The organism is Gemella sp. zg-1178, assembly GCF_018790995.1.
GTDB lineage: Bacteria > Bacillota > Bacilli > Staphylococcales > Gemellaceae > Gemelliphila.
Window position 1 is genome coordinate 1 of sequence record NZ_JAHKEI010000002.1, and the last position, 26,653, is coordinate 26,653.

Annotated in this window: 27 protein-coding genes and 1 riboswitch; of the genes, 7 read left to right on the top strand and 20 right to left on the bottom strand. The window is 27.4% G+C overall.

Annotation, left to right across the window (positions count from 1 at the left end):
• Positions 1-296, bottom strand: a 296-nt coding sequence (locus KMP12_RS00685) for a hypothetical protein (RefSeq protein ID WP_215755820.1), incomplete at its 3' end; no start/stop codon positions are given.
• A 614-nt stretch (positions 297-910) separates the two neighbouring features.
• Between KMP12_RS00685 and KMP12_RS00690 the strand changes: the two genes are divergently transcribed.
• Positions 911-1,075, top strand: coding sequence for a peptidoglycan bridge formation glycyltransferase FemA/FemB family protein (locus tag KMP12_RS00690; protein ID WP_215755821.1), 165 nt, complete (start codon positions 911-913; stop codon positions 1,073-1,075).
• Positions 1,076-1,192: 117 nt separating this feature from the next.
• Here the strand turns inward: KMP12_RS00690 and KMP12_RS00695 are convergent, their stop codons facing one another.
• Positions 1,193-2,056, bottom strand: coding sequence for a MetQ/NlpA family ABC transporter substrate-binding protein (locus KMP12_RS00695; protein ID WP_215755822.1), 864 nt, complete (start codon positions 2,054-2,056; stop codon positions 1,193-1,195).
• Between the two features lie 895 nt (positions 2,057-2,951).
• On the opposite strand from KMP12_RS00695, the gene KMP12_RS00700 reads away from it, so the two are divergent.
• On the top strand, positions 2,952-4,079 hold the full coding sequence (locus KMP12_RS00700) for a nucleotidyltransferase family protein (RefSeq protein WP_215755823.1): 1,128 nt from the start codon (positions 2,952-2,954) through the stop codon (positions 4,077-4,079).
• A 7-nt stretch (positions 4,080-4,086) separates the two neighbouring features.
• On the top strand, positions 4,087-4,830 hold the full coding sequence (locus tag KMP12_RS00705) for a ribonuclease H1 domain-containing protein (protein WP_215755824.1): 744 nt from the start codon (positions 4,087-4,089) through the stop codon (positions 4,828-4,830).
• Between the two features lie 87 nt (positions 4,831-4,917).
• Here KMP12_RS00705 and KMP12_RS00710 read toward each other — a convergent pair whose 3' ends face one another.
• From KMP12_RS00710 to KMP12_RS00725, 4 genes are all read right to left on the bottom strand, one after another.
• Complete coding sequence (locus KMP12_RS00710) at positions 4,918-5,202, bottom strand: hypothetical protein (protein ID WP_215755825.1); 285 nt, start codon at positions 5,200-5,202, stop codon at positions 4,918-4,920.
• A 685-nt stretch (positions 5,203-5,887) separates the two neighbouring features.
• Complete coding sequence (locus KMP12_RS00715) at positions 5,888-6,100, bottom strand: hypothetical protein (RefSeq protein WP_215755826.1); 213 nt, start codon at positions 6,098-6,100, stop codon at positions 5,888-5,890.
• Positions 6,101-6,328: 228 nt separating this feature from the next.
• Complete coding sequence (locus KMP12_RS00720) at positions 6,329-6,673, bottom strand: hypothetical protein (RefSeq protein ID WP_215755827.1); 345 nt, start codon at positions 6,671-6,673, stop codon at positions 6,329-6,331.
• A 1-nt stretch (position 6,674) separates the two neighbouring features.
• The gene (locus tag KMP12_RS00725) at positions 6,675-7,271 is read right to left on the bottom strand and encodes a hypothetical protein (protein ID WP_215755828.1); all 597 of its coding nucleotides are present in this window, start codon (positions 7,269-7,271) and stop codon (positions 6,675-6,677) included.
• A 1,029-nt stretch (positions 7,272-8,300) separates the two neighbouring features.
• Here KMP12_RS00725 and KMP12_RS00730 point away from each other — a divergent pair.
• On the top strand, positions 8,301-8,492 hold the full coding sequence (locus tag KMP12_RS00730) for a hypothetical protein (protein WP_215755829.1): 192 nt from the start codon (positions 8,301-8,303) through the stop codon (positions 8,490-8,492).
• A 77-nt stretch (positions 8,493-8,569) separates the two neighbouring features.
• Here KMP12_RS00730 and KMP12_RS00735 read toward each other — a convergent pair whose 3' ends face one another.
• From KMP12_RS00735 to KMP12_RS00755, 5 genes are all read right to left on the bottom strand, one after another.
• A complete protein-coding gene (locus KMP12_RS00735) occupies positions 8,570-9,475 on the bottom strand; it encodes an ABC transporter permease (protein ID WP_215755830.1) in 906 nt (301 codons plus the stop codon).
• A 13-nt stretch (positions 9,476-9,488) separates the two neighbouring features.
• Positions 9,489-10,454: an oligopeptide ABC transporter permease gene (gene opp4B, locus KMP12_RS00740; RefSeq protein ID WP_215755831.1), complete on the bottom strand. Its 966-nt coding sequence runs from the start codon at positions 10,452-10,454 to the stop codon at positions 9,489-9,491.
• Position 10,455: 1 nt separating this feature from the next.
• Positions 10,456-11,388, bottom strand: a complete 933-nt coding sequence (locus KMP12_RS00745; protein WP_215755832.1) for an ATP-binding cassette domain-containing protein — start codon at positions 11,386-11,388, stop codon at positions 10,456-10,458.
• Positions 11,388-12,383 carry an ABC transporter ATP-binding protein gene (locus KMP12_RS00750; RefSeq protein ID WP_215755833.1) on the bottom strand — a complete coding sequence of 332 codons (996 nt, stop codon included), beginning with the start codon at positions 12,381-12,383 and terminating at the stop codon, positions 11,388-11,390. The genes KMP12_RS00745 and KMP12_RS00750 overlap by 1 nt, the downstream gene beginning before the upstream one ends.
• Positions 12,384-12,631: 248 nt before the next feature.
• Positions 12,632-13,414, bottom strand: a complete 783-nt coding sequence (locus KMP12_RS00755) for an MBL fold metallo-hydrolase (protein WP_215755834.1) — start codon at positions 13,412-13,414, stop codon at positions 12,632-12,634.
• 215 nt (positions 13,415-13,629) lie between these two features.
• Between KMP12_RS00755 and KMP12_RS00760 the strand changes: the two genes are divergently transcribed.
• On the top strand, positions 13,630-14,733 hold the full coding sequence (locus KMP12_RS00760; protein ID WP_215755835.1) for an ArsR/SmtB family transcription factor: 1,104 nt from the start codon (positions 13,630-13,632) through the stop codon (positions 14,731-14,733).
• A 153-nt stretch (positions 14,734-14,886) separates the two neighbouring features.
• Here KMP12_RS00760 and yycI read toward each other — a convergent pair whose 3' ends face one another.
• From yycI to yycF, 4 genes are read right to left on the bottom strand one after another with little or no spacing between them, the layout of a single operon-like run.
• Entirely contained in the window at positions 14,887-15,687 is an 801-nt protein-coding gene (gene yycI, locus KMP12_RS00765; protein ID WP_215755836.1) for a two-component system regulatory protein YycI, read from the bottom strand.
• Complete coding sequence (locus tag KMP12_RS00770; protein ID WP_215755837.1) at positions 15,687-17,021, bottom strand: hypothetical protein; 1,335 nt, start codon at positions 17,019-17,021, stop codon at positions 15,687-15,689. Before KMP12_RS00770 ends, yycI begins: the two co-directional genes overlap by 1 nt.
• Before the next feature lie 9 nt (positions 17,022-17,030).
• The gene (locus tag KMP12_RS00775; protein WP_215755838.1) at positions 17,031-18,896 is read right to left on the bottom strand and encodes an ATP-binding protein; all 1,866 of its coding nucleotides are present in this window, start codon (positions 18,894-18,896) and stop codon (positions 17,031-17,033) included.
• Positions 18,896-19,600, bottom strand: coding sequence for a response regulator YycF (gene yycF, locus KMP12_RS00780; protein WP_215755839.1), 705 nt, complete (start codon positions 19,598-19,600; stop codon positions 18,896-18,898). The genes KMP12_RS00775 and yycF overlap by 1 nt, the downstream gene beginning before the upstream one ends.
• 189 nt (positions 19,601-19,789) lie before the next feature.
• A riboswitch (FMN riboswitch) is annotated at positions 19,790-19,901 on the top strand.
• 103 nt (positions 19,902-20,004) lie between these two features.
• Here yycF and KMP12_RS00785 point away from each other — a divergent pair.
• Positions 20,005-20,568 (top strand): ECF transporter S component, encoded by a 564-nt coding sequence (locus KMP12_RS00785; RefSeq protein ID WP_215755840.1) that lies wholly within the window; start codon positions 20,005-20,007, stop codon positions 20,566-20,568.
• 475 nt (positions 20,569-21,043) lie between these two features.
• On the top strand, positions 21,044-21,562 hold the full coding sequence (locus KMP12_RS00790; protein ID WP_215755841.1) for a TetR/AcrR family transcriptional regulator: 519 nt from the start codon (positions 21,044-21,046) through the stop codon (positions 21,560-21,562).
• 396 nt (positions 21,563-21,958) lie between these two features.
• Here KMP12_RS00790 and KMP12_RS00795 read toward each other — a convergent pair whose 3' ends face one another.
• The 5 genes from KMP12_RS00795 to KMP12_RS00815 form a co-directional block, all read right to left on the bottom strand.
• Positions 21,959-22,459 carry a DUF4064 domain-containing protein gene (locus tag KMP12_RS00795; RefSeq protein ID WP_215755842.1) on the bottom strand — a complete coding sequence of 167 codons (501 nt, stop codon included), beginning with the start codon at positions 22,457-22,459 and terminating at the stop codon, positions 21,959-21,961.
• Positions 22,460-22,536: 77 nt separating this feature from the next.
• Entirely contained in the window at positions 22,537-23,373 is an 837-nt protein-coding gene (locus KMP12_RS00800; RefSeq protein WP_215755843.1) for an exodeoxyribonuclease III, read from the bottom strand.
• 786 nt (positions 23,374-24,159) lie between these two features.
• Complete coding sequence (locus KMP12_RS00805; protein WP_215755844.1) at positions 24,160-24,759, bottom strand: response regulator transcription factor; 600 nt, start codon at positions 24,757-24,759, stop codon at positions 24,160-24,162.
• Positions 24,756-25,862, bottom strand: coding sequence for a sensor histidine kinase (locus KMP12_RS00810; protein ID WP_215755845.1), 1,107 nt, complete (start codon positions 25,860-25,862; stop codon positions 24,756-24,758). The genes KMP12_RS00805 and KMP12_RS00810 overlap by 4 nt, the downstream gene beginning before the upstream one ends.
• Positions 25,863-25,911: 49 nt before the next feature.
• Positions 25,912-26,652: an ABC transporter permease gene (locus tag KMP12_RS00815; RefSeq protein WP_215755846.1), complete on the bottom strand. Its 741-nt coding sequence runs from the start codon at positions 26,650-26,652 to the stop codon at positions 25,912-25,914.
• Position 26,653 lies beyond the last annotated feature (1 nt).

The following is a 26,653-nucleotide window of genomic DNA, read 5'->3' on the forward strand; positions in this document are numbered from 1 at the left end:
ATATTTTGATAATAATCTTCAGGAGTCTTGAATTGATTATTTATATTTATTTCATTCCAATTTTCTTTTATATAAATTAAAATAGCATCTTTATTGATTTTTAAATTATTATTTTCTAAATAAATTTTACTATCAATATATTCAATATGTTTTTGTATATTAATTTGATTATTTTCTTTTCCCTCAGCCTTAGCCACATTATCATAATTACTAACTAAAGCAGATATTGGCGTGATAAGCAGGCTGGAGGCTAAAATAGCACTAGCAATTTTGACTTTTTTATTAATTTTAATCATCCCCTTATTGATAAAATTTTAATATTTTAAATAGTGTGATCACTTCTATTTGTATTTTTATTATAATATATACAAAGGCAAAAAACAAGTATTATATTTTAAAAAAATACATGGCAGAATAAGGAGTGTTGCGTTTGCAAAATAGTATAATTATAAAAAATAATAACATTATTTTTTTAGTAGTAAAATTTTAATTTGAAAATTTAAAAAAGACGACTATTTGTCGTCTTTCTCTAGTTTCTTTATTATTTTCTCTATATTATCATTTATTTTCATAACATATTTTAGAATAAATAAGAAAATTAGTAATAAACCTATGATAATTAAATATATAATCGTCATAATAAACAACCCCTTTTATAAAATTATATCTTATCTAATGCTAACAAAATATCTACAAAAAAATATGATATAAATAATATTTGACATATAATTAATTAAATACAATTTTCCCAAAACATATTTATTTTTTATTTATCATAATATGCATATCTTAGATATATTAAAGTTAATTATATTATGAAAATATTTAACAGGTCAAATAAAAGTTAAAATAAAAATTATTTTCTATCCAAGCAGGAGATTATTTAACTAAATATAAAACTATAAATACTTTGTTATTATTCTCATATTTTAATTTCTTCGGAACTAATAAAGATTTATCAGAAACTTCTTCATATTATGGAGTTTTACAATTCAAACTTAACTTTAACGGTAATGTTGAATGCTTTATGGATAATTACGAAATAAAAAATAATATGGGTAAAATATTTTCTTAGTAGTATATAAAAATAATATTTCCCTTATTTAATAAAATCTGAAAATATAAAAAAAGAAACTATAAGTTTTTATAGTTTCTTTTTTATTTTTTAATGAATTAAAGCAATAATTTTTAATTATTTTACAGGTAACACTGCACCTTTGTATTTATCTTCTATGAATTTAACTGTATCAGCAGATTTTAGGGCTTCTACAATTTTTTTAGTAACAATTTTGTCTTTATCTCCTGCTCTAGTAACAACAATATTAGCGTAAGGGTTGTTTTCTCCACTTTCTATTACTACTGAGTCAGCTTTTGGATTAATTCCTGCATCTACTGCAAAGTTAGTGTTAATAGATACTAAATCACCTTCGCCATTTTTGTAGTATTGAACCATGATTGCAGGGTCATTGTCGTATTTGAATACTAAGTGTTTAGGATTTTCTACTACATCTTCAAAAGTTGCTGTAATTACATCTACACCATCTTTAATTTTTACTAAACCATTATCTTTCAAGATTTTTAAAACTCTTCCCCATTCAGATTTGTTGTTAGAAACTAATACTAAAGCTCCATCTTTTAGTTCAGATAATGATTTTACTTTTTTAGAATATAAACCAATAGGTTCGATGTGGATAGCCCCAGCATTTTCTAATTTATAGCCTTTTTCTTGAATTTCTTTATTCAAGAATGGTACATGTTGGAAGTAGTTTAAGTCTATTTCTTTATCTTGTAAATTTTTGTTTGGTAGGTAGTAGTCTTGATAAGTTACAATATCAAGTTTAATACCTTCTTTTAATAATCGTGGTGCAACGTGTTCTAATAATTCTGCGTGAGGTACGTTTGTCGCTCCTATTTTAACTGTAACTGGATTTTTTGGGTCTAATTTTTCTACATCAATTCCTTTTTTGCCCTCTGTTGAAGTTGAACTAGATGAAGAACATCCTATTAATACAAATGCTAGGATAAATGCTGTTAAAAATGATAATATTTTTTTCATGTTTTAAATTTCCTTTCACAAGTAATACTCTATTTTAAGTTAAATATAAAAAACGCCCTTACTCTCCTAAGAGAATAAGGGCGAAATAAATTTCACGGTACCACCTTACTTTTTCGTCTATAACGAAACTCAGCCACTACGGATATTATGTCTAGAATTAATATCTATAATGCGTGTTTGTAACGTAACACAAAAAACGAAAAAAGTTCATTACTACTCACTTTTTTATACCATTCAAACCATTTTCACAAATTTTCTTAGTTGTGTAATTTCAGCTACATACACTCTCTGTTAAACTTTCTAATAAGTTACTTATTTGAATATAGGTAAATATTTAACTTTGTAGATATATTAGCATATCATTTTTTATTTGTCAACAACTTTTTTTAATTTATTTTAAATTTTTTTTAGAAAATATAATTTTTAAAAGTATATTAAGTACTTATAAATATCAAAATTACTTTTAAACTTAAATTAAAATTTTAATAATTCGGATAAAAAAATTAAGAAATAAATTTATTATTTTTTATAAATAATTTTAATTTAAATACAATAAAAAGCGACCTAGGTCGCTTTTTATAGAAAAGGAAAGTTTATGAAGAATATAACTACTAATAGTAGTTATTTGATAAATATATAATACAAACTTTAAATGAACTTAAAATTTATTTTGAAGTTCGTAATTTATTTCTTTTTGTAAATAATATTTAGTATCGAAATTTTTTAAACTTCTAAAAGCTATTAAAATAGGCTTTTTATAAATTTATTAAAGGCGAACTTTTTATTTTTTAAAAAATAACTAGCTTAAAAATTAATATTTTAAAATAAATTTTATTTGTAGTATATTTTTTTTTAGGCTATAATTAAAATATTAATTAGTTCTAGGAGAAATGTCTTGCGAATAGGAATAATAGCAGAATTTAATCCCTTACATAGTGGGCATGAATTTTTGATTGACCAAGCAAAAAATTTTTTAAAATTAAATAATGGTTCGGGAGAAATTATCTGTGTTATGAGTGAATTTTTTACCCAGCGTGGAGAAGTTGCTATTATTAACGGCTATAAGAGGGCAAGAGTTGCTGTTTTGGCTGCTTGTGATTTGGTTTTAGCCTTGCCTTACAGGGCGAGTGTTGCCTATAGTGATGACTTCGCAAAAAAAAGTATTGAGATACTAGTCGCCTGTGGAATAAGTCATCTAATTTTTGGTAGTGAAATTGATATTGCTCTTTTTGAAAATATTTATAAGGCAGAACAGGAAGAAAGCACCCTAAAAAAAATCAAGGACTTAACAAAACTTGGTTATAGTTATCCAAAAATTATGGCTCAACTCTTCAACATTCCTAAGGATAGCCCCAACTTTATTCTGGCTTATAGCTACTATAAAACTTTGCAAAGAATTGCTCCCCACATTAAACTTATAGCAGTCAAACGCAGGGGACAAGCTTTAAATGAAGAAAAGTTAGTAGAAAAAGAATTTTTAAGTGCGACAAGCATTAGAAAAAATATAGATAATGATTTTATAAATTCCTACTTATCAAACTATATGCTTGAAGAACTGGCAACTTCAAAAAAATTAAGTGAGAAAGATTTTTATTCCTTAATTAAGTATGAAATAATTAGTCTTGGTAAAGAAGGTCTAAAAAATATTTATGATATTACAGAGGGCTTGGAAAATAGGATATACGAGGCCAATTTACTTGCTAATAATTATGAAGAATTGGTAAATTTAATTTCTTCTAAGAGATATAGTAAAAAAAGAGTTAGTAGAATATTAATTAATATCCTAACTAAATCTACAAAAAAAGAAATGCAGGCAGCTATTAGGCACGTCAGAGCCTTGGTTGTAAAAAAAGATAAAACTTATCTAATCCGTGAAATAAATAATAAAAATAAAATTTATATTCATCAAAAATTGAAAAAAAATAATGCTGAATTTTTCGAACACGACATAAGAGTTAGCAGAATTTACAACTTATATAGTAAGGATAGGGATATTTTTAAAAATATTGTTGAACTAATCTAGGAGGAATATGGCAAAATTTTACGCAGTAAAAAAAGGACAAAAAACAGGAATTTTTCAAACTTGGGAAGAGTGTCAAATACAGGTTAAGGGCTACAAGGGGGCAATATATAAAGCATTTGCTAGTTTACAAGATGCCCAAAACTTTTTAAAAGATGAAATAAAAGAAAATCCAAATACTACAAATGAATATGAAACTTACGCCTTTATCGACGGTAGTTTTGATGTAGAAACATTTACTTACGGCTCTGGAATTGTTATTGTTGATAAGGGAAATAAAATAGTAAAAAAACTAGCAAACAAGAACAGAGAAATTGCAGAATTACGCAATGTAGCAGGAGAATTAGAAGCTGCAAAATTCGTTATGAACTATGCACTAGAAAATAAGATTAAAAAAATAGCAATCTACTTTGACTACATGGGCATAGCTGCTTGGGCTAAAGGCGACTGGCAAGCCAACCTTGACTATACAAAATATTATGCAAGTTTTGCCAAAAAAATTATGCAAGAGGTTGAAATTGATTTTATTAAGGTTAAGGCCCACAGTGGCGTTAGTCTAAATGAAGAAGTTGACAAGCTAGCCAAAGAAGCTATCCTAGATTTTAAAAAGGGAAATTTTGACAAGTTAAGTAAAAAAGTTAAAAGTGATAATTATAAGAAAAATGATGACTTTATTTTCGGACAAGAAAAAGACTTGCTAGAAATAGAAGAAATGAAAACTAAAAAATTTAAGCAAGAAAGTTTTTTTGATTAAATCTCCTCTACTTTATTAGGGATGTTTTTATATGAGGATAAATTATTATGAAATAAAAATAATTTTGAATGAACGAATAAAAGACGACTATTTGTCGTCTTTTATTTCATAAATTTTATTTATTATTTTTTTAGCATTCAATATATCTAAATTATAAATTTTTCTAATTTTTTTTATTTTTTCTATTTCATTTTTACAATTATAAATAGTATGTGCTATATATTTTAATTCTTTTTTATTATTCAATAAATAATTTGTTAAAATTCTACTGGAATTTAAATATTTTTTTTTGTATATAATACTTTCTATTAATAAAAATATTACAATGAATATTACGATGAATAATGCTATTGTATCACTTATTCGAAACAATTATCAGACACTCCTTTTATTCCTAGTATCTCTGCCCCTAAAGATGCTAAAGCTCCTCCTGCTACTCTAATTTTTTCCCAAGCATAATGGGAGCTATAATTAAACTAGCTGAAAGAACAGCACTTGTAAATTTAATTTGATTTTTCATGATATTTCTCTCTTTTATTTTTTATTTAATATATTTATTTGCAACTAAATATATTTTAAAATTATTTTTTACTAAGATATATCTTACACCTTAATCATAGCATATAAAACATTATAAAACAAGGAAAAAAAGACTGAAAAACACCGCTATATTCATGAAAAACAAGCATCTGTTTAATTAAGATAAAAACTTAAATAATACAGGAAAATTAACATTAGATTATAAAGTTTTCATGACTATTAAATTAAAGCAAAATTATATAGTACACTTTTCAAATTAAACTGTATTAATTAAAAAATTTTTTAGTTTATATATTTAGGGAGTTAAAAATATTTTTCATTAAAAAAGACGACTACTTGTCGTCTTTTTTATTATATTTTTTCTTATAATAAATTGCAAATAAATATACCACAATTGACAATGCACACAAAATATTAGATATTATATATATCACATTACTTTTTAAAAATATTGCATTTAAAAATTGTATAGTTATAGATAATGGAAATAAGTAGAATATATAAATAATATATTTATTTAAGTGCAACTTCTTATTACTCCATCAATTGAAAATAATTGATATCTTGCTTCTAAATCTCTGTCAGGGAAGTTTTTTAATACTATTCTAGTAGCTCTTTTAAGGGCTTCTACATTTCCATATCCTAAATTTTTTTGATGTTTTGCAACGTTATATATAAGGGAACCTAATTTACCTATTCCATTAAGACCTGAAGCTAATTTTTTATTCATTTTAATGAACCTCCTTATTAATAAAATTTTAATATTTTAAATAGTGTGATCACTTCTATTTGTATTTTTATTATAACATATACAAAGGCAAAAAACAAGTATTATATCAAAGGAATATGTATTATAATAAGAAGGGTTGCCTTTTCAAAATAGTATAATTATAAAAAATAATTTTATTATTTTTTCTGTTCAATACTAAAATTTGAATTTGAAAATTTAAAAAGACGACTATTTGTCGTCTTTTTTATTAGCTTTATTTTTATAATTTAAATAATGAATTTTTAATATTTTTATTGCTATTACAGTAAAAAACATTAAAGTTAAAGTAGATGTAGTTATTGTTTTTAACAGAGCTACTTTATTCATATCTGAACTTATTATACATATTAAGCTAATTATCGGAATAGAGGATATAATAGTTATTTTTAAAGTGTGTAAATTATAGAAATTTCCTATACGCCAGCTACTTCCAATTCTAAAAAATAAATTTAAATTTATAGTAACTAATATTATGCCATATATATCAAAAAATTGCTTGTAATTTAAGATAGATTTTATTGTATCATTTAACATATTAGTAATCTATTCTCATATGACTAAATGTATAAACAGTATCATAGTAGCAATTTCCAAAAGCACAAATTAATTTTTCTTGTGGATTAGTGTAGTATAAAACTATTCCATTTTTCATAGCGTCCCACGTAAAAGAACCTACAGCTAAATTAGCAAGCCATGTTAAACCACGATAAGAGGAAGTTCCCATTATTTTAGCCACTAAAGATGAAGAAGCTGCTACAGTTGCTAAAGCCTCATTTACTGCTATTACACCTCCAACAGAACCAGAAGCAATCAACCATCCTGGAATATGCACATCTTTAGCCCCATCACTAAAGTTTTCAACCCATACCCAGCCCCCGAAGCTTCTATCCTGTAATATACTTTCTATTTCTTTCTTTTTATTGTCATCGATAAGTTTATCTTCATATAATTTAGCTACTATTTTTTTATGTTCTTCTGAAGATAAAAATTTTCTACTCACTACCTCTTTCTTTTTTTGTTTACTATTTTCAGCCCTAGCCACATTATCATAATTACTAACTAAAGCAGAGATTGGTGTTATAAGCAAGCTGGAGGCTAAAATAGCACTAGCAATTTTGACTTTTTTATTCATTTTAATCGTCCTCCTCATTAATAAAATTTTAATATTTTAAATAGTGTGATCACTTCTATTTGCATTCTTATTATAACATATACAAAGGCAAAAAACAAGTATTATATTTAAAAAATACATGGCAGAATAAGGAGTGTTGCGTTTGCAAAATAGTATAATTATAAAAAATAATAAAATTATTTTTTCTGTTCAATACTAAAATTTGAATTTGAAAATTTAAAAAGACGACTATTTAGTCGTCTTTTTCGTATACTAATCCAAATTTTTTGAATTTTATTATTAATATTATCAGAAAAAGAACAGGATAATATATATATCTGATAATTCTCTTATAAATATATTTTTTTAATAAAAATAAAAAACATTAAATTTTTAATCATAGCCACGTCTCCTAAAAGCAAAAATTTACTATATCACAATAAATCTTGTAATACATTAATTGCTATAATCAAAATTATCTTAGCCATATATCACTTATGGTAATCATTGTAATAAAAGAATAATGAAATTAACATTATCAAACTTAAAATTTTTATTATATCATTAATTCAATAATCATAAATGTAATTATTGAAAAATAAAGATACTAATAACAAGAATATAATCGTAAATATTGTTTTAGCCTGAAGATTATTCCTAATATCATTTCTTATGAGAATTATTAGCAATGTATTTACAAGTATATTAAATTTTATAAAGTTATCCTTATATAATTTTTTATTTTTTTCTTATTTTTTAAATTATCAACTATATGGGATATTTTAAATAATTTTTTCAAGTTCATATTATCAATCCTTATAAATATATTCTGCATATTAATTAAATACTTTAACTAATATTTTTTGACAAATAATATAAAAATTTAATTTTTTATTTCTAAGTCTACTAATTTTATAAATACTAATCTTTTTTATCATACTAGCATAAAATAAAATTAAAAATAGACTTATAATTATAAAAAATATATGTTATAATAAGATAATTAAGGGATAAAAAATAAATTTTATATAAGCAGGCGGAGGAGATAAAATGTTTACAGACAAATATCAGATACTTGTATATACTAATATTTTAATTTATTTTATAAATAAATACTTTATTGAAAGTGAATTTTTAGGAATAATAATTGCTATTTCTTCTATTACCACAGCTATAGTAATGTTTAGAAGTATATTTAAAGAGCATAAAAAAGAAAAAACAATTAGAGAAGAAATTGAGTAAATATAGATATCATTAAAAATTTATCTAAAAAACATTTACTCACTAAAAAAGAAGATTAGTAAAACTAATCTTCTTTTTTATAATCTTTGTCTTGCATCTAAGGCACGACGTAGGGCTTGACCAATATAGTTTATGCATAAGGCTAAAACTAAAATTGATAGGGCTGCTGGCAACCATATATACATTCTATGAACTAGAATATCAGCATCACGAGCGTAAGATAATAAAGTTCCTATTGATGGTGTTCCCGCTGGTAAACCGAAACCTAAAAATGTTAGGGCTACTTCTGTCCCCATATTAGATACTATCAATAGGGTTGCTTCTACTATTATGATAGAAGCGATATTAGGTAATATCCCTTTAAACATAATTTTAAAATCACTTGTCCCCATAGTTTTAGAAGCAAGAACGTAATCACGTCTCGATTCAGATAGAGTCTTAGATCGTACTAGACGGGCAGATCCCATCCAAGATAATATAGCAAGCATAAGGATAAAACTTATCACGCCATATCCCCTATAAACACTAACGAAAACTATGATAATCATTAGGTAGGGAAGAATAACTAAAAAGTCAATAATACGCATTGCAATATTATCTACCGCTCCTCCATAGTAAGAAATTGTAAGTCCTACTAGTGTTCCAAAACCAACAGTTAAAGTAGTTACTAGAACCGATATTAAAAGAGAATTTCCTATCCCCATCATTAACCAGCCGAATACTGAATGTCCTCCAGCATCTGTACCTAGTAAGAAACCATCTTCACCCGGTAATAAAAATCTATCTAAAATATTTACTTCATGATAGCTGGCATATAAATCTGTCAAACGAATATAGATATTAAATCCGATAACAAATAATATTATTGCACTCAAAGTAATTAATGATACTAATGCAATCTTATCTTTTTTAAATTCACGTGCTACAACTGAAAATGCCGAAGGATATTTAGTTACAGCTTCATTTTTTTTAATTTCTGTCATTTTAATAATCCTCCTAATCCAACTTAATACGTGGGTCTACTATTGCCATAATAATATCTGACAAAGCACTACCAACCAGTGTTAAAAATCCTGAAAATAACATTAATGTTGTAACAACACTATAATCTCTATCTGTTACCGACTTGAAGAATAACTCTCCCATACCTGGATAACCAAAAATTGTTTCTACGAAAATACCACCAGCAAATAATCCTGTAATAGTAAATCCAAAGAAGGCTGCTATCGGTAATAAAGAGTTTCTAAAGATATGACCTGAATATACTCTCTTAATAGGTACACCTTTTGAACGGGCAGTCTTAACATAATCACTTTGTTTTGCTTCGATAACTTCATTACGCAAGTATTGAATAGTCCCAACCGTACCTAGTAATGCCATAGTTGTTGCTGGCAAGATTAAGTGGTGTAATTTATTTATGAAATATGATAATGTTCCTGGTTGAAGACCTAAATCAACAGAACCGCTTGTTGGAAACCAACCTAATTGGAAACCAAATAATAAAATCATAACTAGATAAAGAACAAAGTTAGGAACTGATAAGGCTACAAAATTATATAAGTTGATAGCTTTATCTCCTTTTGAATTGTTATATCTACCTGCATACATACCTAGGGGTATAGCTATTGCATAAGTTAATATGGCTGTTAGGATTGAAAGATTTAGGGTATTAAAAATTCTTTCTCCAACTAGGGTATTTACCGATTTACCAGTAACATAACTTAGACCAAAATCACCCTTGAAGAAATCTTTTAACCAGTGCCAGTACTGCTCATACCATGGGTCATAAAATCCTTTTGCCATACGAATATGCTCGATTTGTTCTTGTGAAATTTTTGGATTTTCTGCAAGACCTGAAAATGGGTCGCCAGGCATTAATTTTGCCATACCAAACACTAATAAACTAAGAATAAATAATTGAGGAATCATGACGATAACACGTTTTAATATTACTTTCCACATATTATTTTTCCCCTCCTTTCATAGCTACATAGTGTGTATCTGTTAATTTTTTCAGAGCATAGACTTTGCCGTCTTTATCAAAATAATCATTTTGATGTTTTTGATACTCTTTTTCTACTTCTTCACGAATTTTAATAATTTCTTTTGCCTTGTCTAAGTTTGTACTTGGAATAGCAGCAATTAAACGTTTAGTATAAATGTGTTGAGGATTATTGTAAATATCATCACGATTTCCTCTTTCAACTATTCTTCCGCGATACATGATATAAATATAATCACACATATGTTTAACAACACCTAAATCATGAGAAATAAATAGGTAGGAAATATTAAAATCTCTTTGAATTTTTTTCATAAAGTTTAGAACTTGTGCCTGCACAGAAAGGTCAAGGGCAGAAACTGGTTCATCAGCAACTATAAGACGTGGATTACAAGCTATGGCACGAGCGACACCAATACGTTGTCTTTGTCCTCCTGAAAATTCAAATGGATATTTATACAAAACATCTTCACCCATACCGACTATTGATAATAATTCTAAAACACGTTTTTTCGTATCTTCTTCAGATAGGTTATCAAAGTTATTAATAGGTTCAGAAATAATATCAATAATTCTTTTTCTAGGATTTAAACTAGACATGGCATCTTGAAAAATCATTTGCACATCTTTATTGTAGTTTAATTTTTTTCTGTTGGCTTTTTTAGTTACATCTTCATCTTTATAAGTTATAGTTCCATTCGTTGCTTCTTCTAAACCAAGTACGACTTTCCCAACAGTAGTTTTTCCAGAACCAGATTCTCCGATTAGTCCGTATGTTTTACCAGCACCTATTTCTATATCTACTCCGTCTACTGCGTGAACATAACTTTGAATTGTATTGAAAAATCCACCACGGATTGGATAGTGTACTTTTAAATTTTCAATTTTTATCATTATTTATCCTCCCCTGGAAATGTAAATTTTTCGTGGCAAGTACAGCGAACAAAATGTCCCTCTTCTACTTCATGTAATTTTGGATGTTCTTCATGGTCTTCAGCTTTTAACCATGGTACACGGGCTGCAAAACGACAACCTTGTCTATCAAGATTTTTAATTGATGGTACCATCCCTTCAATGGCATAAAGGGCATCATTTTCTTCTCCGTCAAGTTGGGGAATACTTCTTAATAAACTTCTTGTGTATGGATGTTTAGAATTTTTAAAAATTTGTTCTGCATTTCCTAACTCCACAACTTGTCCTGCATAAAGTACAGCAACCCTGTCAGCCATCTCGGCAACTACTCCAAGGTCGTGTGTAATTAAAATAACTCCTGCATGAATTTCACTTTGTAATTCTTTTAACAAGTCTAAAATTTGTGCTTGAATTGTAACATCAAGCGCCGTTGTAGGTTCATCGGCAATAATAATTTGCGGTTTGCATGATAAGGCCATAGCTATCATAACACGTTGACGCATACCTCCTGAAAGTTCATGAGGATACTGTCTTGAACAACGTTCTGGATTTGGTATTCCAACTTGTGTTAATAATTGGATAACACGTTTTTCTCGTTCATCTTTTTTCATTTCTGTATGATATACAAGAGCTTCTTCTATCTGTTTCCCAATTCTTTGTAGTGGATTTAAAGATGATAGGGGGTCTTGAAAAATCATTCCTATTTCTTTAGTTCTTATCTTATTTAATTCTTCTTCAGATAGGTCTAATAAATTTTTATTATTATAAATAATTTCTCCAGTAGAGCGGGTTAGGTTTTCATTGTGTAGCCCCATAACTGTTGTAGCCAAAGTAGATTTACCACAGCCACTCTCTCCAACTATTGCCAGCACTTCATTACTATATAAGTCTAAACTTACATCATCTACTGCATTAAAATAATCATCTTTTATTCTAAATGCTGTTTCTAAATTTTTAATTTCTAATAATTTTTTCACCTATTTACCCCTCCCCTGAGTTTCACAAATCAATAGTCTGATTTGTAGTTATTATTTTTTAACATAGTATATATATTATAAGATTTTATAGCAAATTGCAATAGTAAATTGTTTATATTTTACTGAAAATTATGTAATTTTCTGATTATTTAATTGAATATGTTTTAAATTTCCTGTTTCCTTTAAATATATGTTTAATTATTATTTCTAGACTTCTAATGAATTTCTTAAAATTTTATTTTAGTAAATTAGATATAAATTAAGTCGGTCGGTTCTTCCGGGTCTGTATCTTTAATATTTATATCATTTTCACAGTCAAAACCATAGTTAGATAGAACTCCTCTTGCCGTCATATAGGCCAATTCTTTAGTATTATTTTCTAAACTTAGGTGGGCAAGATAGATATTTTTTGTCTTATCTCCTATTATTTTTGTTAGGTAATTTGCCGCGTCTGTATTTGACAAATGTCCCCTGTCAGATAATATTCTCTGTTTTGTTTTCCAGGGATATGAACAACTTAGTAAAATATTTTCTTCGTGGTTACTCTCATATACTAGGCTATTAGAATTTTTAATTTGCTCTATCATCTTATCAGATATGTAACCAGTATCTGTGAGAATGCTAACTTTTTTACCGCCACTTTCAAAGGTGTAAAATTGTGGATTTGCTGCGTCGTGGCTTACTCCAAAACTACTTATACTAATTCCATCAAAATCTTTTGTTTCATCTTTTTCAAAATGAAATTTTAAGTCTGTATCTATCTGACCGATATTCATATTTTCCCAAGTTAATTTGTTGGCATAAATCGGTATATTATATTTTCTTGCTAAAACTCCAACACTCTTAATATGGTCTACATGCTCATGAGTTACGAACAGATGATTTATATCCTTAATATCTCTACCTATTTTTTTTAAGTTTTCTGTTATTCTTTTTCCGGTCGTACCTGCGTCTATAAGACAGCGAAAATTATTTTTTTCTATATAAATACTATTGCCCGTACTACCACTTGCCAATATAGATATTTTCAAAAAAACATCTCCTCTTATTTATTTTCCTCTAAAATTTATATTTACATATTATACCATAAAAATATTTTTTAACTAACATAATATTATATAAACTGACATAAATTCAAAAATTAAAATATTTATTTTTCCTACTTATATTAAAATTAAAAAATTGAATTAAATAAATTTTTAATGTAAAATTATACTTATAATAATATTAAATAAGGAATAAAATCATGAAATTTTCATCAAAAGAAAAAAGACAGTTGCTAGATTTCATAATCGGGCTTGAATGTTTAAATCCAGAATATATGTTTAGCTTAGAAGAAAAACAAAATAAAATAGATACTATTGAATTTTACACACTATACAAGGCTATATATAATGAAATTAGTTCCCTCATTTTAGATTTTAATAATGTATTCTGCTCTCCTTTTTATCCCATGTTGCAAATGACTTATAGAAGTCTATACAAAAAACAAAATATAGAAAATGTATATGAATTTTTAACTGCCATAAAAACATTGACTGATGAAGAAATAAAATTTACATTAAAAATGTTAATAGGTACGACATCTTGTAATGACGCTGAAACTATAGAAGCTATAAAAAATCTGCAAGAAAGTGGTCAAGTAAAATACTATCTACTGCAAATATATGAAAATCCTAGCCAATTTATAGCTAACACCCTTAAAGTTTTTGAAACTATATATCCAATTTACTTAAATTATTTCACAAAAGCTGAAGACTTGTTCAGTAAAAAATTAGAAAAAGTTTTAGCTATGGATAAGGCAGAAATTTATAAGGCTAGTATCAACTTTTTAGGAAGTGAAAAATTATCAGCCCTGCAAAGAGAATATAAGGATATAAAAAGAATTTCCTTAGAAGAAGCAGAAAGATGTGGTAATGAAATAGAGGTAGTTCCCCTGATGTTTGGAGCTAACCGTATCAACATTATTACTAAACCTAATGAAGGTGATACAACTTTTAACAACACCCACAATAAACCCATCTATTGCATAGGTCTTGATTCAATTTTTTATGCTAAAAAAATGAAAAAAGCTGAAGTAATTAGTAAAAAAGTTTTAAAGGCTCTATCTGATGATACAAGATTAGATATTTTAAGAATGATTAGTTTTGGTTTAAATACTAATAAAAAACTCAGTAAATTTTTCCAGGTATCACCCCCCGCAATAACTTATCAAACAAATATACTAAAAGAGGCTGGCATTATTGATACAAGAGAATACGGCTCTTTATATGTAAAACGAGACCATCTAGAATATTCTTTAAATCAAATACAAGAGTTGCTAAGTTTAAAATGTAACAGCGAACACTAAAAAACTCTCAGAAATTATTTCTGAGAGTTTTTATTATCTTTGTAAAGCTCGTTGATAAAAAATTTAAAAAGTTTAAATAATAAAAAAGACAACTTTACGGCTGTCTTTTTTTATTTATATAAATCTTTATTATATTCTTTACATTAAAATATTTTATTCATTCTTATCTAATATTTTGATATTAATAGCATCAACATAATAAATTTTTTCGATATTTTTATTTTTTACGCTTATGGTTACTTTCCACGACGGTATTAAAACTTGATTTTTTACATTTGAAATATAGGTATAATAACCTATCGTAGCCTTAACTTCACTATCCCTTGGGATAAGATTTTCGTGGTATAACTTATTTATTACCTGCGAATAAGAAGCTATATTTGTCGTATTTTCTTTTTTAAAATCTGTAAAGGCTGTTTGGCTAAGTCTATAAATATTCCCGTCATCTTCAACTTCAAACTGAATCAGGGCATTTTTATTAGAATTTATAACCACACCTTCATAGGTTTGACGGAAATTCACCACACGCTCTTTAGGTAAATAAGCATCAAAAACATAGGTTTTATTTTTTGTTAGGTCTGCATTAACAAAACTGCTAAGTAATTCCTTATAATTTGGAGAATTAATATTTGTCAAAGGTTTTTCTAATTTAATATTTAACTTTTCTAGTCCGTCTTTACTTTCAAATGAATAAGAGTAAGAACCAACTTTAGAACTTAAATCTGGTTCAGCAACTCTTTTAATAACTGCTGATAGATAACCTAAATTTTCTTTGGTGTTATCTACCTCTTTGACAGTAATATTATCATTTTTCATAGAGGCACCAATAGCCTCTATTTCATGATAATTTACAACCCTGTTCTTATATACTAAGTATCCGTAGATCGAAATTAAGATTAAATTAAAGACTAGAAATAAATATATAAATAATGTTTTTATTTTTCCCCAATCCATTATAATTCACCTTTAACCCTTTTTTCTTTTAAGTCTGAAAATTTATAATATTTACCGTCATAATTTATATACCAAGCTGGACTGTATATAATTCTATCCTTCTTATATGTTTTTTTATAAGCTAATTCCATATCCATAAATTTTTCTATATCTAACTTCGCATATATATAATTTAATACTACAGCTATATTTTCTAAGTGATATAGTGGCAACTTGCTAGAAGAAACTAGGGCTTCTTTATGAACTCTAGGAATAGTTAATTGAGCTACTCCTTCCTTAGTAACTTTTACTTTAATATCACTTGTTAAATCATCAGAAAATGCAAAACCTTCTTTATATACTTCTTGATAGCTTATTGTATCTCCGTCAATTCCAAGAGTTGAATAGTAGGAATTTGGCAAGTAACTAGAAATTAAAAAACTTGTTGCTTCTGACTGTATCTCACTACTTTTTAAAATTCTGGCATTATTTATCATGTTAGATGGATTTATGTAAATCATGCTGTCTGCATTTTGTCTAAGAATAGAATAACCGTCTGTAATTTCTTTTGTTTCGGAAGCTAATGTGCTAATTTTGACATTTCCTTTAGCACTAAAAATATCATTAAAAACATCTTTGATATCAACCTTGTAGGTATTATATTCATCTATGGTATAGTCAGCAACTTTTTTTACATAAAAATCTCTAGACCCAGCTATTACATACTTGTTATATGTTTTTGAATTTTTAACAAATAAATCATCTATTCTTTTATAAATATTTTCCTTAAAAACTACCTGCATATAGTTTTCTGTTCCATTTTTGTAAAAATAAAGGATGTTGTCTTTAGAATCTGATAGCAAAATTGTATCAATATCTAAATTGATTGCCTGCTTATCTACATCTGAATAAAGTACCTGCGATGACAGAGTGTCAATATCGTTTTTATATTTCATGATAAAGTAGTTTTTACTTTGAGTTATTATGTCATTAATAGAATTATTACTAATTCTTGAAACTTCTACATCTAAGTCTGACAATTCTTTTATTATCTGAGAAATATTATTTTTATTTTTAATGGCTTCTACATTAGAAACTTTTGTAATGGTATTTGGTAGTGCTTGTTCCTCCCTAGCATTTACATTATTTTTTATTATTATGTAGGGGCTTAGTAGGTTCAGAGAATTTTGTTGTATTTTTGTTATGTTTTGATTTTCTTGTTTAGCTTCTATGATACCACCTAGTATTTCATAGTTTGTTTTGTAGCCAACTATTATATAGGTTAAAAATAAGCTACTACTTATTAAAATTAGAAGAATAAATGTTTTTATGCGTTCTTTTTTAATTCTCAACATATTTCACCTCTATAACCATTCTTCTGCCATATTTTCAGAAGGTAGCATAACAAAAACAATAGTTCCGTAACCCTCTCTACTTTGTGCCCAAATTTTTCCCCTGTGGGCATCTATAATAGATTTTGCTAGAGATAGACCTAGACCTGTTCCCCCCATGCTACGCTGGCGACTTTTATCCACCCTGTAAAAGCGGGTAAATATTTTGTCGATATGGCTTAGTGGTATACCTATTCCCTCGTCTTTTATGGATATACTGACCCTATTTTGATTGTAGTTTTGTCTAACACGCACAACAATATTTTTTCCGTTTGGTGAATATTTGACAGCATTGTTTATTATGTTGTCGAATACTTGGGTAAGTTTGTCATAATCACCATCAACAAATACGGGTTCTTCTGGTGTATGTAAAATAAAATTTTTATCGGTGTGGGTCATTTTAAAACGTTCAACTATTTTTTCTACCAATTTATTTATATCCATAAGTTCCTTGTCGTAATGTTCCTCTTTTATATCCATCTTGCCGAGTTGCATTAGTTCATTTACCATACGAATCATTCTGACAGTTTCTTTATGAATAGTGTCTATAAAGGCTGGGGCTAATTCCTTGTCGTGAATTACTCCTTCTTCTAAGGCTTCTATGTAACTATTCATAGTTGTTAGTGGTGTTCTAAGTTCGTGAGATAGGGTTGATACAAATTCTCTACGTTCTTTTTCTTGTCTTTCTTTTTCGGTTACATCGTACAAGACTATGATATAACCGTCTACTTTTGATAAAGAATAAAATTCATTTGGGTCTTCTGCTATAACCTGAGTAAATTCTATTCTATAAAGTAACTCTTCATCATTTTCATTTATAGATATTAAAAGACTGTCTTCTGCTTCTAATATTTCTGAAATTGTTTGGTATTCTGTAATATTTAATATCTTTAAAACATCCTTACCTATGAATATATAATCTTCATCATAGGCTAGCATTTCTTTGGCACTTTGATTTATCAAAATTATTTTTCCGCTACTATCGGTTGAAATAATTCCGTCCATCATACTACTTATAATAGTTGATAACTTTCTTCTTTCGGCTTCTGTAATGCCCTGTTCTTCCTTAATTTTTTTTGAAATTTGGTTGAAGGCTATGGCTAAATCTCCAATTTCATCATTTGTATTTATGCCAATAATATTTCCGTATTCTCCCTCTGCCATATTATCTACCTGAGAACTCATTTTTTCGATAGAGTTTGTTATAGTTTTTGAAGCAAAAAATCCTATAAAAGTTACCACCGAAATAGAAAATACAGTTGCTATAAGCAAGAGGTTAGACATATCGGCAATTTCATCATAGACACTACCAATATCTGTAACTATGTAGATAGCTCCTAAAATTTGGTCATCACTTTTTACCGGTGTTACATAAACCCAGTAGACTTTGCCACTGTCATCAGTCTGTTCTTTGCTGGCACTTTCTCCTGTCTTGATTACCTGCCTAACGATAGGGTCAACAGAACGTTTGCCTGAATAATTTTTACTTCCGTCTGTTGTTGACGATGCAACTATGGTCATTTCATTATCAACTATATTTAGCAGTGATAATTTTGTAGTTGTGAACTCGGTAGCTATTTTTTTTATGTTGGTTTCTATGGCTAACTTGTCGGCACTTGTCGGTATTTTTACCATTTCTTCTAAAATGTTATAATTTAACTTTTTCTCTTGCTCTACTATTGTATTTTGAAAGGTAGTAATATTTTTTGATTTCAGTTGCGTTGTAAAATAAACTCCAACAAGTTGTAAGGATATAATATTAACTAAAACATAGACTATTACGAATTTAAAACGAATTGATGAAAAAAATCTTTTTTTACGTTTTAATTCCAATGCCATTATTCATCTACTCCCATAAAATATCCTACCCCCCTACGAGTAGCAATATAAATTGGATTTGCTGAATCATCTTCTATCTTTTCACGTAAACGTCTTACTGTAACGTCCACGGTTCTGACATCTCCAAAATAGTCATAACCCCAAACTGTCTGCAATAAATTTTCTCTTGTTAAAACTTGTCCTTTGTGTTGGAATAGGTAATAAAACAATTCAAATTCTCTGCGAGTTAAATCAATATTTTCTCCGTGTTTTTTAATTATATATGCTTCTGGATAAATAACTATATCTTTAATTCTTAATTCATCAGTTTCTTCTTCAGCTTTTTCCTCGTTAGCTTTGGCAGTTCTTCTTAAATTAACTTTTACTCTTGCCATCAGTTCTCTAGTTGAAAATGGTTTTGTTACATAATCATCAGCCCCAAACTCAAGACCTAAGACCTTATCTATTTCACTATTTTTTGCTGTTAACATAATGATAGGAACATTCATTTTATTACGAACTTCTCTACACACTTCCATACCATCTTTTTTTGGTAGCATCAAGTCAAGTAAAATTAAATCTGGATTTTCGCTAAAGGCTAAATCAACTGCACGCTCTCCGTCATGAGCCATGACAACTTCATAACCCTCTTTTTTTAAATTAAATTCTAATATTTTAGCAATGGGTTTTTCATCATCTACAACCAGAATTTTATAAGTACTCATTTATTATCCTCCTTTATGTATAAGGTTAGCTTTAATATACCATTTTTTAAAAGTTTTTTCTACAATTACAAATTACTATAGAATAATTGTAAATTTAGCATCCATTTTTTAAATATTAATTGCTTATTTATACAACTTATTACTTTACAAAGAATATTTTTTTAGCTATAATTTAGCTATAAAATTTAATATTATCTTCGGGGCAGGGTGAAATTCCCGATCGGCAGTAAAGTCTGCGAGCGTAAGCTGATTTGGTGCAATTCCAAAACCGACAGTATAGTCTGGATGGTAGAAGATAGGTCATAGGTAACTTTGTAGAAAGTTTATTTGTTGTACCATTATGCCTCGTATTCAATTTTGAATACGTTATTTTTTTGCCTTTAGAAGATAGGAAAGAGGTTAATATGTATAAAAAAAATACACATACACTTATTTTAACTGCACTTCTTGCAGTAGTTTCTCTTATTCTATCTTTAGTGAAAATGGCTGTGCCTTTTTTGCCACCATTTTTAACTTTAGATTTATCATTTATTCCTATATTTGTAGGTTTATCTATATTAGGTTACAAACAAACTTTAGTAATATCATTACTAAAAAATTTCCTGCACTTCTCCTTAATTTCACACGAACCAACAGGAAGTATAGCCAATATAATAGTTGAGTTTGTATTCTTAACTTGCTTAGTATATTTTTATAAAAAAGGAAATGTACAAACTATTATAGGTGGAATAGTAGGAACTGTAGCTATAACATTAGTAATGTCTTTAATGAATTATTTTATTTTATTACCCCTGTACGGTTACATAATAAACTTATCAGACATAGTAACTAATGTTAAAACTATCGTAGCCTACGGTATTATTCCTTTTAATATAATTAAAGGCTTGTTCTTAATAATCCTATTTTTTATAACAAAAAGTATTACGAGCAAATTACCTAGTAGTTTAGTTGGCAAATTTAAAAATTAATAAAATTATTTAAAAAATAAATCCCAGAGGCTAAAAAATTTTATTCTTTGGGATTTTTATGTTAGCTTGGAAAATAAAATTCTAAATTTTTCTAATTTATTAAGAGGGTAAATTCAAAAATTTTCTTTAATTCTTCCTGCAAAAATAAGTTCTAAGTTAATATTGAAACTTTTAGGGTAAAGTTTTATGGCTGTGAATTTATTTGATAGATTGGGAAATAAATTTCTAACTATTAATTTAAAATTTTGTAATTTATTTATAAGTAAAGTGAAATTTAATTTTTAATATCTTTGGGGTAATTTATCTAAACATAAAATTATTTTTTAATATCTTAATTAAAAATTATTACAAAATTTTTTAAATTTGATGGGTAAAAATATTTTTTATTTTATTGAAATTTTTAAATAAATTAATTGCTAAAATAAAATTTGAAAAATAAAAAGAAGATTTACGTTTTAAAAAAACTGAATTAGCCTTGCAAAAAGCATTTTTAGAATTACTACAAACAAAAGAAATAACTAAAATTTCTGTTAAGGAAATATGCAGCCTAGCCCAAGTGTCAAGAAATGCCTTTTATCAACATTACGAAACCAGAGAACATCTTTACGACAGTATGCTAAAAGAAATTCTTTTTTCAATCGAACAGGCCTGTGAACCACTTGTCAAAGACTTAGCTAGTATTACAGAAGCTGAAAACAGATTATTTTTAGATAATATTCTAAGGGCGGTTGAAGAACATCGTTTTGTAATTTATCAACTATTAACTAGTCAGCCAGCAGCCTTTTCTGCCGCTTTTAATGAAATGTTGATTTCTGCTAATATGCAAGGAGTTGATGGAACTTCAATGCAAATTGATACTTCCTACATTCATATTTTTTCGGGAGGAATTACTGCCTTTGTTAGCTACTGGTTGCTAAAAACTAGCTTCACTTTGGAAGAAGCCCAAGAAAAATTATTTACTATCTTGGGTCAGTTGAAAGTTGTTGCAGACTAAATTTTTAATTTAGCATTTGAAAAAATAAATTTAATTCAAAATAAAAAATCATTGTAAAAACTAAATTTTTTGTTAGTTCTTGCAATGATTTTATTTTAAAATTTACGTTTAGTTTCTGAAAAATAATTTGAAATATATTTATCCTTATACTTAATATAGCTGCTATTAATAATAGTAGTTTCATTTTAAAACCTGCATATATTATTAATATATCAAGAAAATAATCTCCACTCCTATACTTATAATTTTTAGTATAAAAATAAGGTTTTTTACTTAGTTTTTCAAAATAAAAAACTCGAGTTTAATTTTTTACTGAAAAAAATTTTTTTAATTTAAGAAATAATTATTTGTAATTTTGTATTTTAGGATAAAAAATCCCGCCTAGACGGGATTTTTTTAAATATATTCTATTTTATCAACTTCAATATTTTTATTATCTTCACTATTATTTGAGAAATTATTGAAATCATCATTTGGTTTTCTAATAAATAACCTTATAGCTACAACTAGGTATAATATATATACTGGGAATAGCCAAGCAACTGTTACTAAAAATGTCAGTATAGCTAATATTAAAAATAGCACTCCTGCCAATATTCTTTTCTTCATTAAGAAACTAAAAATTATAGCAAGAACTGTTATTACTACAATGATTATTGTATAAATTTTTAAAAATGTAGTTATGCTCGACAATAAAAAATTTAAATCATAATTTGTAGATGCTCTATTAGAACTTCTTAAACCTTCTTCAAAAGCTCCTTTGAATTCTTGACTATTAACTAAATCACTAAGTTCGCCACTAAAAACTACGAAAGCAAGCAAGGTTGAAAATAAAATCATGATAATATTAGCTATCCAAGCACAAATTTTTTCCCATTTTCTTGAAAATTTTTGCATTTTAACACCTCTTTCTTGTTTTATTATACCTCTTTCATAATAGCACATATTAAAAATAAAATAAAGAAATTATAATTTTAAAAATTTAAATCTATTTCTAATTTTATAGGTGTGTGGTCTTGTCTTGCACCAGAGTCAATCATTTCTGATACTCTAACTTTATCGGCTAGTCTATTACTCACTAGCCAGTAGTCTATTCTCCAGCCAGTATTGTTTATCTTGCTAGTTTTTACCCTTTGTCCCCACCAAGAATAAACGTCTTTGATGTCGCCATGAACATATCTGAATGTGTCTGTAAAACCTCGGGCTAACAACTTGCTAAAGCCGTCTCTTTCTTCATCTGTAAAGCCCGGTGATGTTCTGTTGCTAGCTGGATTGGCTAGGTCAATTTCTTTGTGGGCAACATTATAATCTCCTGTTGCTAAAACTGGTTTTTGCTTGTCTAATTCTGCCAAGTATTCGGCATATTTAATATCCCATTCTTGTCTTTCGGCTAATCTTTTTAAACCATCGCCAGCATTTGGTGTGTAAACTTGCGTAACAAAAAATTCTGCAAATTCTAAAGTTATGATACGACCCTCACTATCCATAGTTGTCGGTGCATTTATTTTTGGATAAGTTAGGATTGGTTGGGGCAGGGTATTTTTGTATAAAAACATTGTTCCTGCATAACCCTTGCGGGAAGGTTCTACCGATGAACGCCAAACTACTTCATAAGCTGGGAAGTAGTCAGCTAAAATTTCTAAATGTTTTTTGCTGGGTCCAGTTGCTGATAATTTTGTTTCTTGAATTGCAATTATATCTGCATCTTCTTTTACTAAAGTATTAATAACATCTCTTGATAACAAAGCACGAGCAGAATCACTAGTAAGTGCCGCATTTAAAGAATCAATATTCCACGATATAAGTTTCATTAAAATCTCCTCAAAATAAATTTCATACTAATTATAGCAAAAAAATATAGTCCTATAAAATATTTGCTCTCTAACAAGAAATTATTTGTAGGGTACTAAAATAATTTTTTAGATAAATATTTTATAAAACTATATCTTAGTAAAAATAGGGATTTTAAAAATAACTACAAGTTATACAATTCTTAAAGTATTGATTATAAAAAGATAAAGTTCAGTCCTTGTTTTATAGATTTTTATAAAATCGGTAGTTTTTTATAAAGTAAATTATATCTTAAATTTTTAAGTGAATAAAATAAAATTTATGTTAAAACTTGTAAAGTGTTTTTGCTAAACTCTGCACCTTGTAGAATTTTTGCCTTTAATTATACTTATATCTTTATATTTGTGAAATATTAGCTAAACCTTGGCTTATATTTAAAATAATTTTAAAATTTTCGCCATTTTAAAATTATAAAAAGCCTCTGTCTTTAGCCACATTAAGAGCTGCTAGTCTATTGTTTGCGTAAAGTTTATTTAGAATATTAGAAATATAGTTTCTTACTCTGGTATTTTTTCTAAAATTTTTTATAAAGATAACTTATATTTAAAATAATTTTTAAAATTTTCACCGTTTTAAAAATTATAAAAACCCTCTGTTTTTAGCCACATTAAGAGCTGCTAGTCTATTACTTGCGTCAAGTTTATTTAGAATATTAGAAATAATTTCTTACTCTTGCATTTTTTCTAAAGTTTTTATAAAGATAACTTATATTTAAAATAATTTTAAAATTTTCGCCATTCTAAAGTTTATAAAAATCCTCTATCTTTAGCCACATTAAGAGCTGCTAGCCTATTACTTGCATCAAGTTTATTTAGAATATTAGAAATATAGTTTCTTACCGTTCCCTCTGACAGATACATTTTTTTAGCAATTTCTTTATTGCTCAAACCACTTTCAATAAGCAATAATATTTTTATTTCTTGGGCTGATAAAATATTATCAGACAAAACAATATTTTCCATAAGTTCTGGTGAATATTCTTTTTTTCCTTGCAAAACTCTCCTGATAGTAGTCATCAATTCTTCTATTGACCTATCTTTTAAAACATAGGCGTCAACATTATTTTTTATTGCCCTTTGGAAATAACCTCTTCTTTTAAAGGTTGTAACGATAATTACCTTGGTAGCCATATTATTTTCTTTGATATATTCTAAGACGTCTAAACCTGTCTTGACCGGCATTTCTACATCTAGTATTGCAACATCAAAATTATCTTGGCTTAATAAGTCTTGGGCTTCTACACCATTACTTGCTTGAATAACATTTTTTACATCATCTTCTAAAAGTAAAAGTTTGGCTAGGGCATCTCTTAACATACTTTGGTCTTCTGCTAGTAATATTTTCATTTTGTTACTCCTTTGGGAATAGTTATTTTTATCTGTGTCGGATTTTTTATATTTTCTATTGCGACCTTACCGTCTACTAGTATCATTCTTTCTTTGATACTTTTTAATTCTTTACCAGTCAAATTCCCAAAACCCTTACCATTATCTTCTATATAAAAGGCTAATTCTTTTACATCTTCTTGAAAAGTTATTTTACAAAAAGTTGCTTCGCTATGTTTTAAAATATTATTGATACATTCTCTTAGTACCATAGCAAGTGTTGACTGTTCTGTGGGAGATAGGTTGCCCTTAGCAAAATTTTCATGAATTTCAAATCTTATATTTGCCAAGTCTAAAATTTCTTTGGTTAGATAAAGTTCTTCTTCTAAAGTTCTATAATTTAGATTATTTATTATCTGACGAATTTGTTTTGAAGTATCCTTTGTTATGCTATTAAATTCTGCTATTTCTTGTTTAGCTTCTGAGTATTTTCCTCTTTCCAAAAATTTTATGGCTAGATCTGATTTTAGGCTCAAAGTTGCAAAAACATGACCCAGTGTATCATGCAAATCACGACCTATACGATTTCTTTCATTTTCTGCAAGAAGATTATTAATATATTCATTGTGTTTTAATTTTTCATATTCCTTCTCAGCCGTTAAAATATTAAGTCTAGCGGATAGGTGCATAATTAAACACAGCGTAACTAGGACAAGACCAACAAAACGCTCATAAAATTTTGCATTACTTAATAAGCTGTAATTTATATAAATTATGGCTATACAGAGAAAAAAACTAAAGTGTCTAAAAGATTTTATATTGGTATCCTTATACTTATAATTTATCAGAGAACTATGATAAATAAACATCATACTATTAAATACTGAAAAAATTAAAGCACTAGCCAAAGAATAAAGGCACATATAACTCCACATAAGATAAGAAATAAATTTATTTTCTAGATAGAGTGAAGCGATATAGCAAAATCCCATTATAACTGTTAAGTAAAACATATAAGCAGGGTAATCACCTGTATAGGTGTAGTAAAAAGGAAAAATTAGCCAAAATAAAGAAATATAAAACATTAAACTGTATTTTTCTTTTGAGACAGAAAATAAATTCATAAGTACCTCTTTAAAAAATTCTTTCCTAAATTATACCACAATAAACTTACTAAGCCCTATATCTTTTTCTTAGTAGTAGGGTAATAAAAACTAAGACGAAAAAATAGGCTATTAAGACGAAAAATGAGTTACTAGCAAAGGCTTTTTTATTTAAAAATTCATTTGCCATATTATTGATATGATAAGTCGGTGTTAATTTTGCTATTTTTTGTAAAAATTCTGGAAAAGTATCTATAGGCCACCACAAGCCACTAATCATGGATAAAAATATAAGAATAATATTACTAAAAGCTGCAACCTGTTCAGAAGTTCTTAACAGTGTTAATAAAAAACCAATTCCCATCATACAAATTGAACCAAATAGAATAATTAGAAAAGAAATCAACCATTCACTAGCAGAAAGTTTTACCCCCTTAACAAAGTAACCGATAGAAAAAACAAAGATTATAGCAATAACAAAATTAGCCACTATTCTTAAAATTTTAACCAGATAATACTGCCAAATCTTAATAGGTTTCATACTTAAAAAATCAAACCATTTTGTATTCCTATCTTCAACAACCATCATAGGAAAAGATATTATAGAAAAAGAAATACTAGAATAGATACACATTGCTATCATAATATATTTTATTACATTGGGAATAATCTCTGCTGGATAAGATTTTGTCAAGATAGACGACATAAGTAGAAATATCATGACAGGCAGACCAATTCCCATAATAAATAATGATAAATTTCTTTTAAATAAAAGCCACTCTGTTTTTAATAAAGCTGAAAAACTAGTCATC

Coding starts and splice junctions, on each gene's coding strand:
- KMP12_RS00695 (WP_215755822.1), bottom strand. CDS start 2,056: ATGAAAAAAATATTATCATTTTTAACAGCATTTATCCTAGCATTTGTA.
- KMP12_RS00705 (WP_215755824.1), top strand. CDS start 4,087: ATGGCAAAATTTTACGCAGTAAAAAAAGGACAAAAAACAGGAATTTTT.
- KMP12_RS00715 (WP_215755826.1), bottom strand. CDS start 6,100: ATGAATAAAAAATTAGCTTCAGGTCTTAATGGAATAGGTAAATTAGGT.
- KMP12_RS00720 (WP_215755827.1), bottom strand. CDS start 6,673: ATGTTAAATGATACAATAAAATCTATCTTAAATTACAAGCAATTTTTT.
- KMP12_RS00725 (WP_215755828.1), bottom strand. CDS start 7,271: ATGAATAAAAAAGTCAAAATTGCTAGTGCTATTTTAGCCTCCAGCTTG.
- KMP12_RS00730 (WP_215755829.1), top strand. CDS start 8,301: ATGTTTACAGACAAATATCAGATACTTGTATATACTAATATTTTAATT.
- KMP12_RS00735 (WP_215755830.1), bottom strand. CDS start 9,475: ATGACAGAAATTAAAAAAAATGAAGCTGTAACTAAATATCCTTCGGCA.
- opp4B (WP_215755831.1), bottom strand. CDS start 10,454: ATGTGGAAAGTAATATTAAAACGTGTTATCGTCATGATTCCTCAATTA.
- KMP12_RS00745 (WP_215755832.1), bottom strand. CDS start 11,388: ATGATAAAAATTGAAAATTTAAAAGTACACTATCCAATCCGTGGTGGA.
- KMP12_RS00760 (WP_215755835.1), top strand. CDS start 13,630: ATGAAATTTTCATCAAAAGAAAAAAGACAGTTGCTAGATTTCATAATC.
- yycI (WP_215755836.1), bottom strand. CDS start 15,687: ATGGATTGGGGAAAAATAAAAACATTATTTATATATTTATTTCTAGTC.
- KMP12_RS00770 (WP_215755837.1), bottom strand. CDS start 17,021: ATGTTGAGAATTAAAAAAGAACGCATAAAAACATTTATTCTTCTAATT.
- KMP12_RS00775 (WP_215755838.1), bottom strand. CDS start 18,896: ATGGCATTGGAATTAAAACGTAAAAAAAGATTTTTTTCATCAATTCGT.
- yycF (WP_215755839.1), bottom strand. CDS start 19,600: ATGAGTACTTATAAAATTCTGGTTGTAGATGATGAAAAACCCATTGCT.
- KMP12_RS00785 (WP_215755840.1), top strand. CDS start 20,005: ATGTATAAAAAAAATACACATACACTTATTTTAACTGCACTTCTTGCA.
- KMP12_RS00795 (WP_215755842.1), bottom strand. CDS start 22,459: ATGCAAAAATTTTCAAGAAAATGGGAAAAAATTTGTGCTTGGATAGCT.
- KMP12_RS00800 (WP_215755843.1), bottom strand. CDS start 23,373: ATGAAACTTATATCGTGGAATATTGATTCTTTAAATGCGGCACTTACT.
- KMP12_RS00805 (WP_215755844.1), bottom strand. CDS start 24,759: ATGAAAATATTACTAGCAGAAGACCAAAGTATGTTAAGAGATGCCCTA.
- KMP12_RS00810 (WP_215755845.1), bottom strand. CDS start 25,862: ATGAATTTATTTTCTGTCTCAAAAGAAAAATACAGTTTAATGTTTTAT.
- KMP12_RS00815 (WP_215755846.1), bottom strand. CDS start 26,652: ATGACTAGTTTTTCAGCTTTATTAAAAACAGAGTGGCTTTTATTTAAA.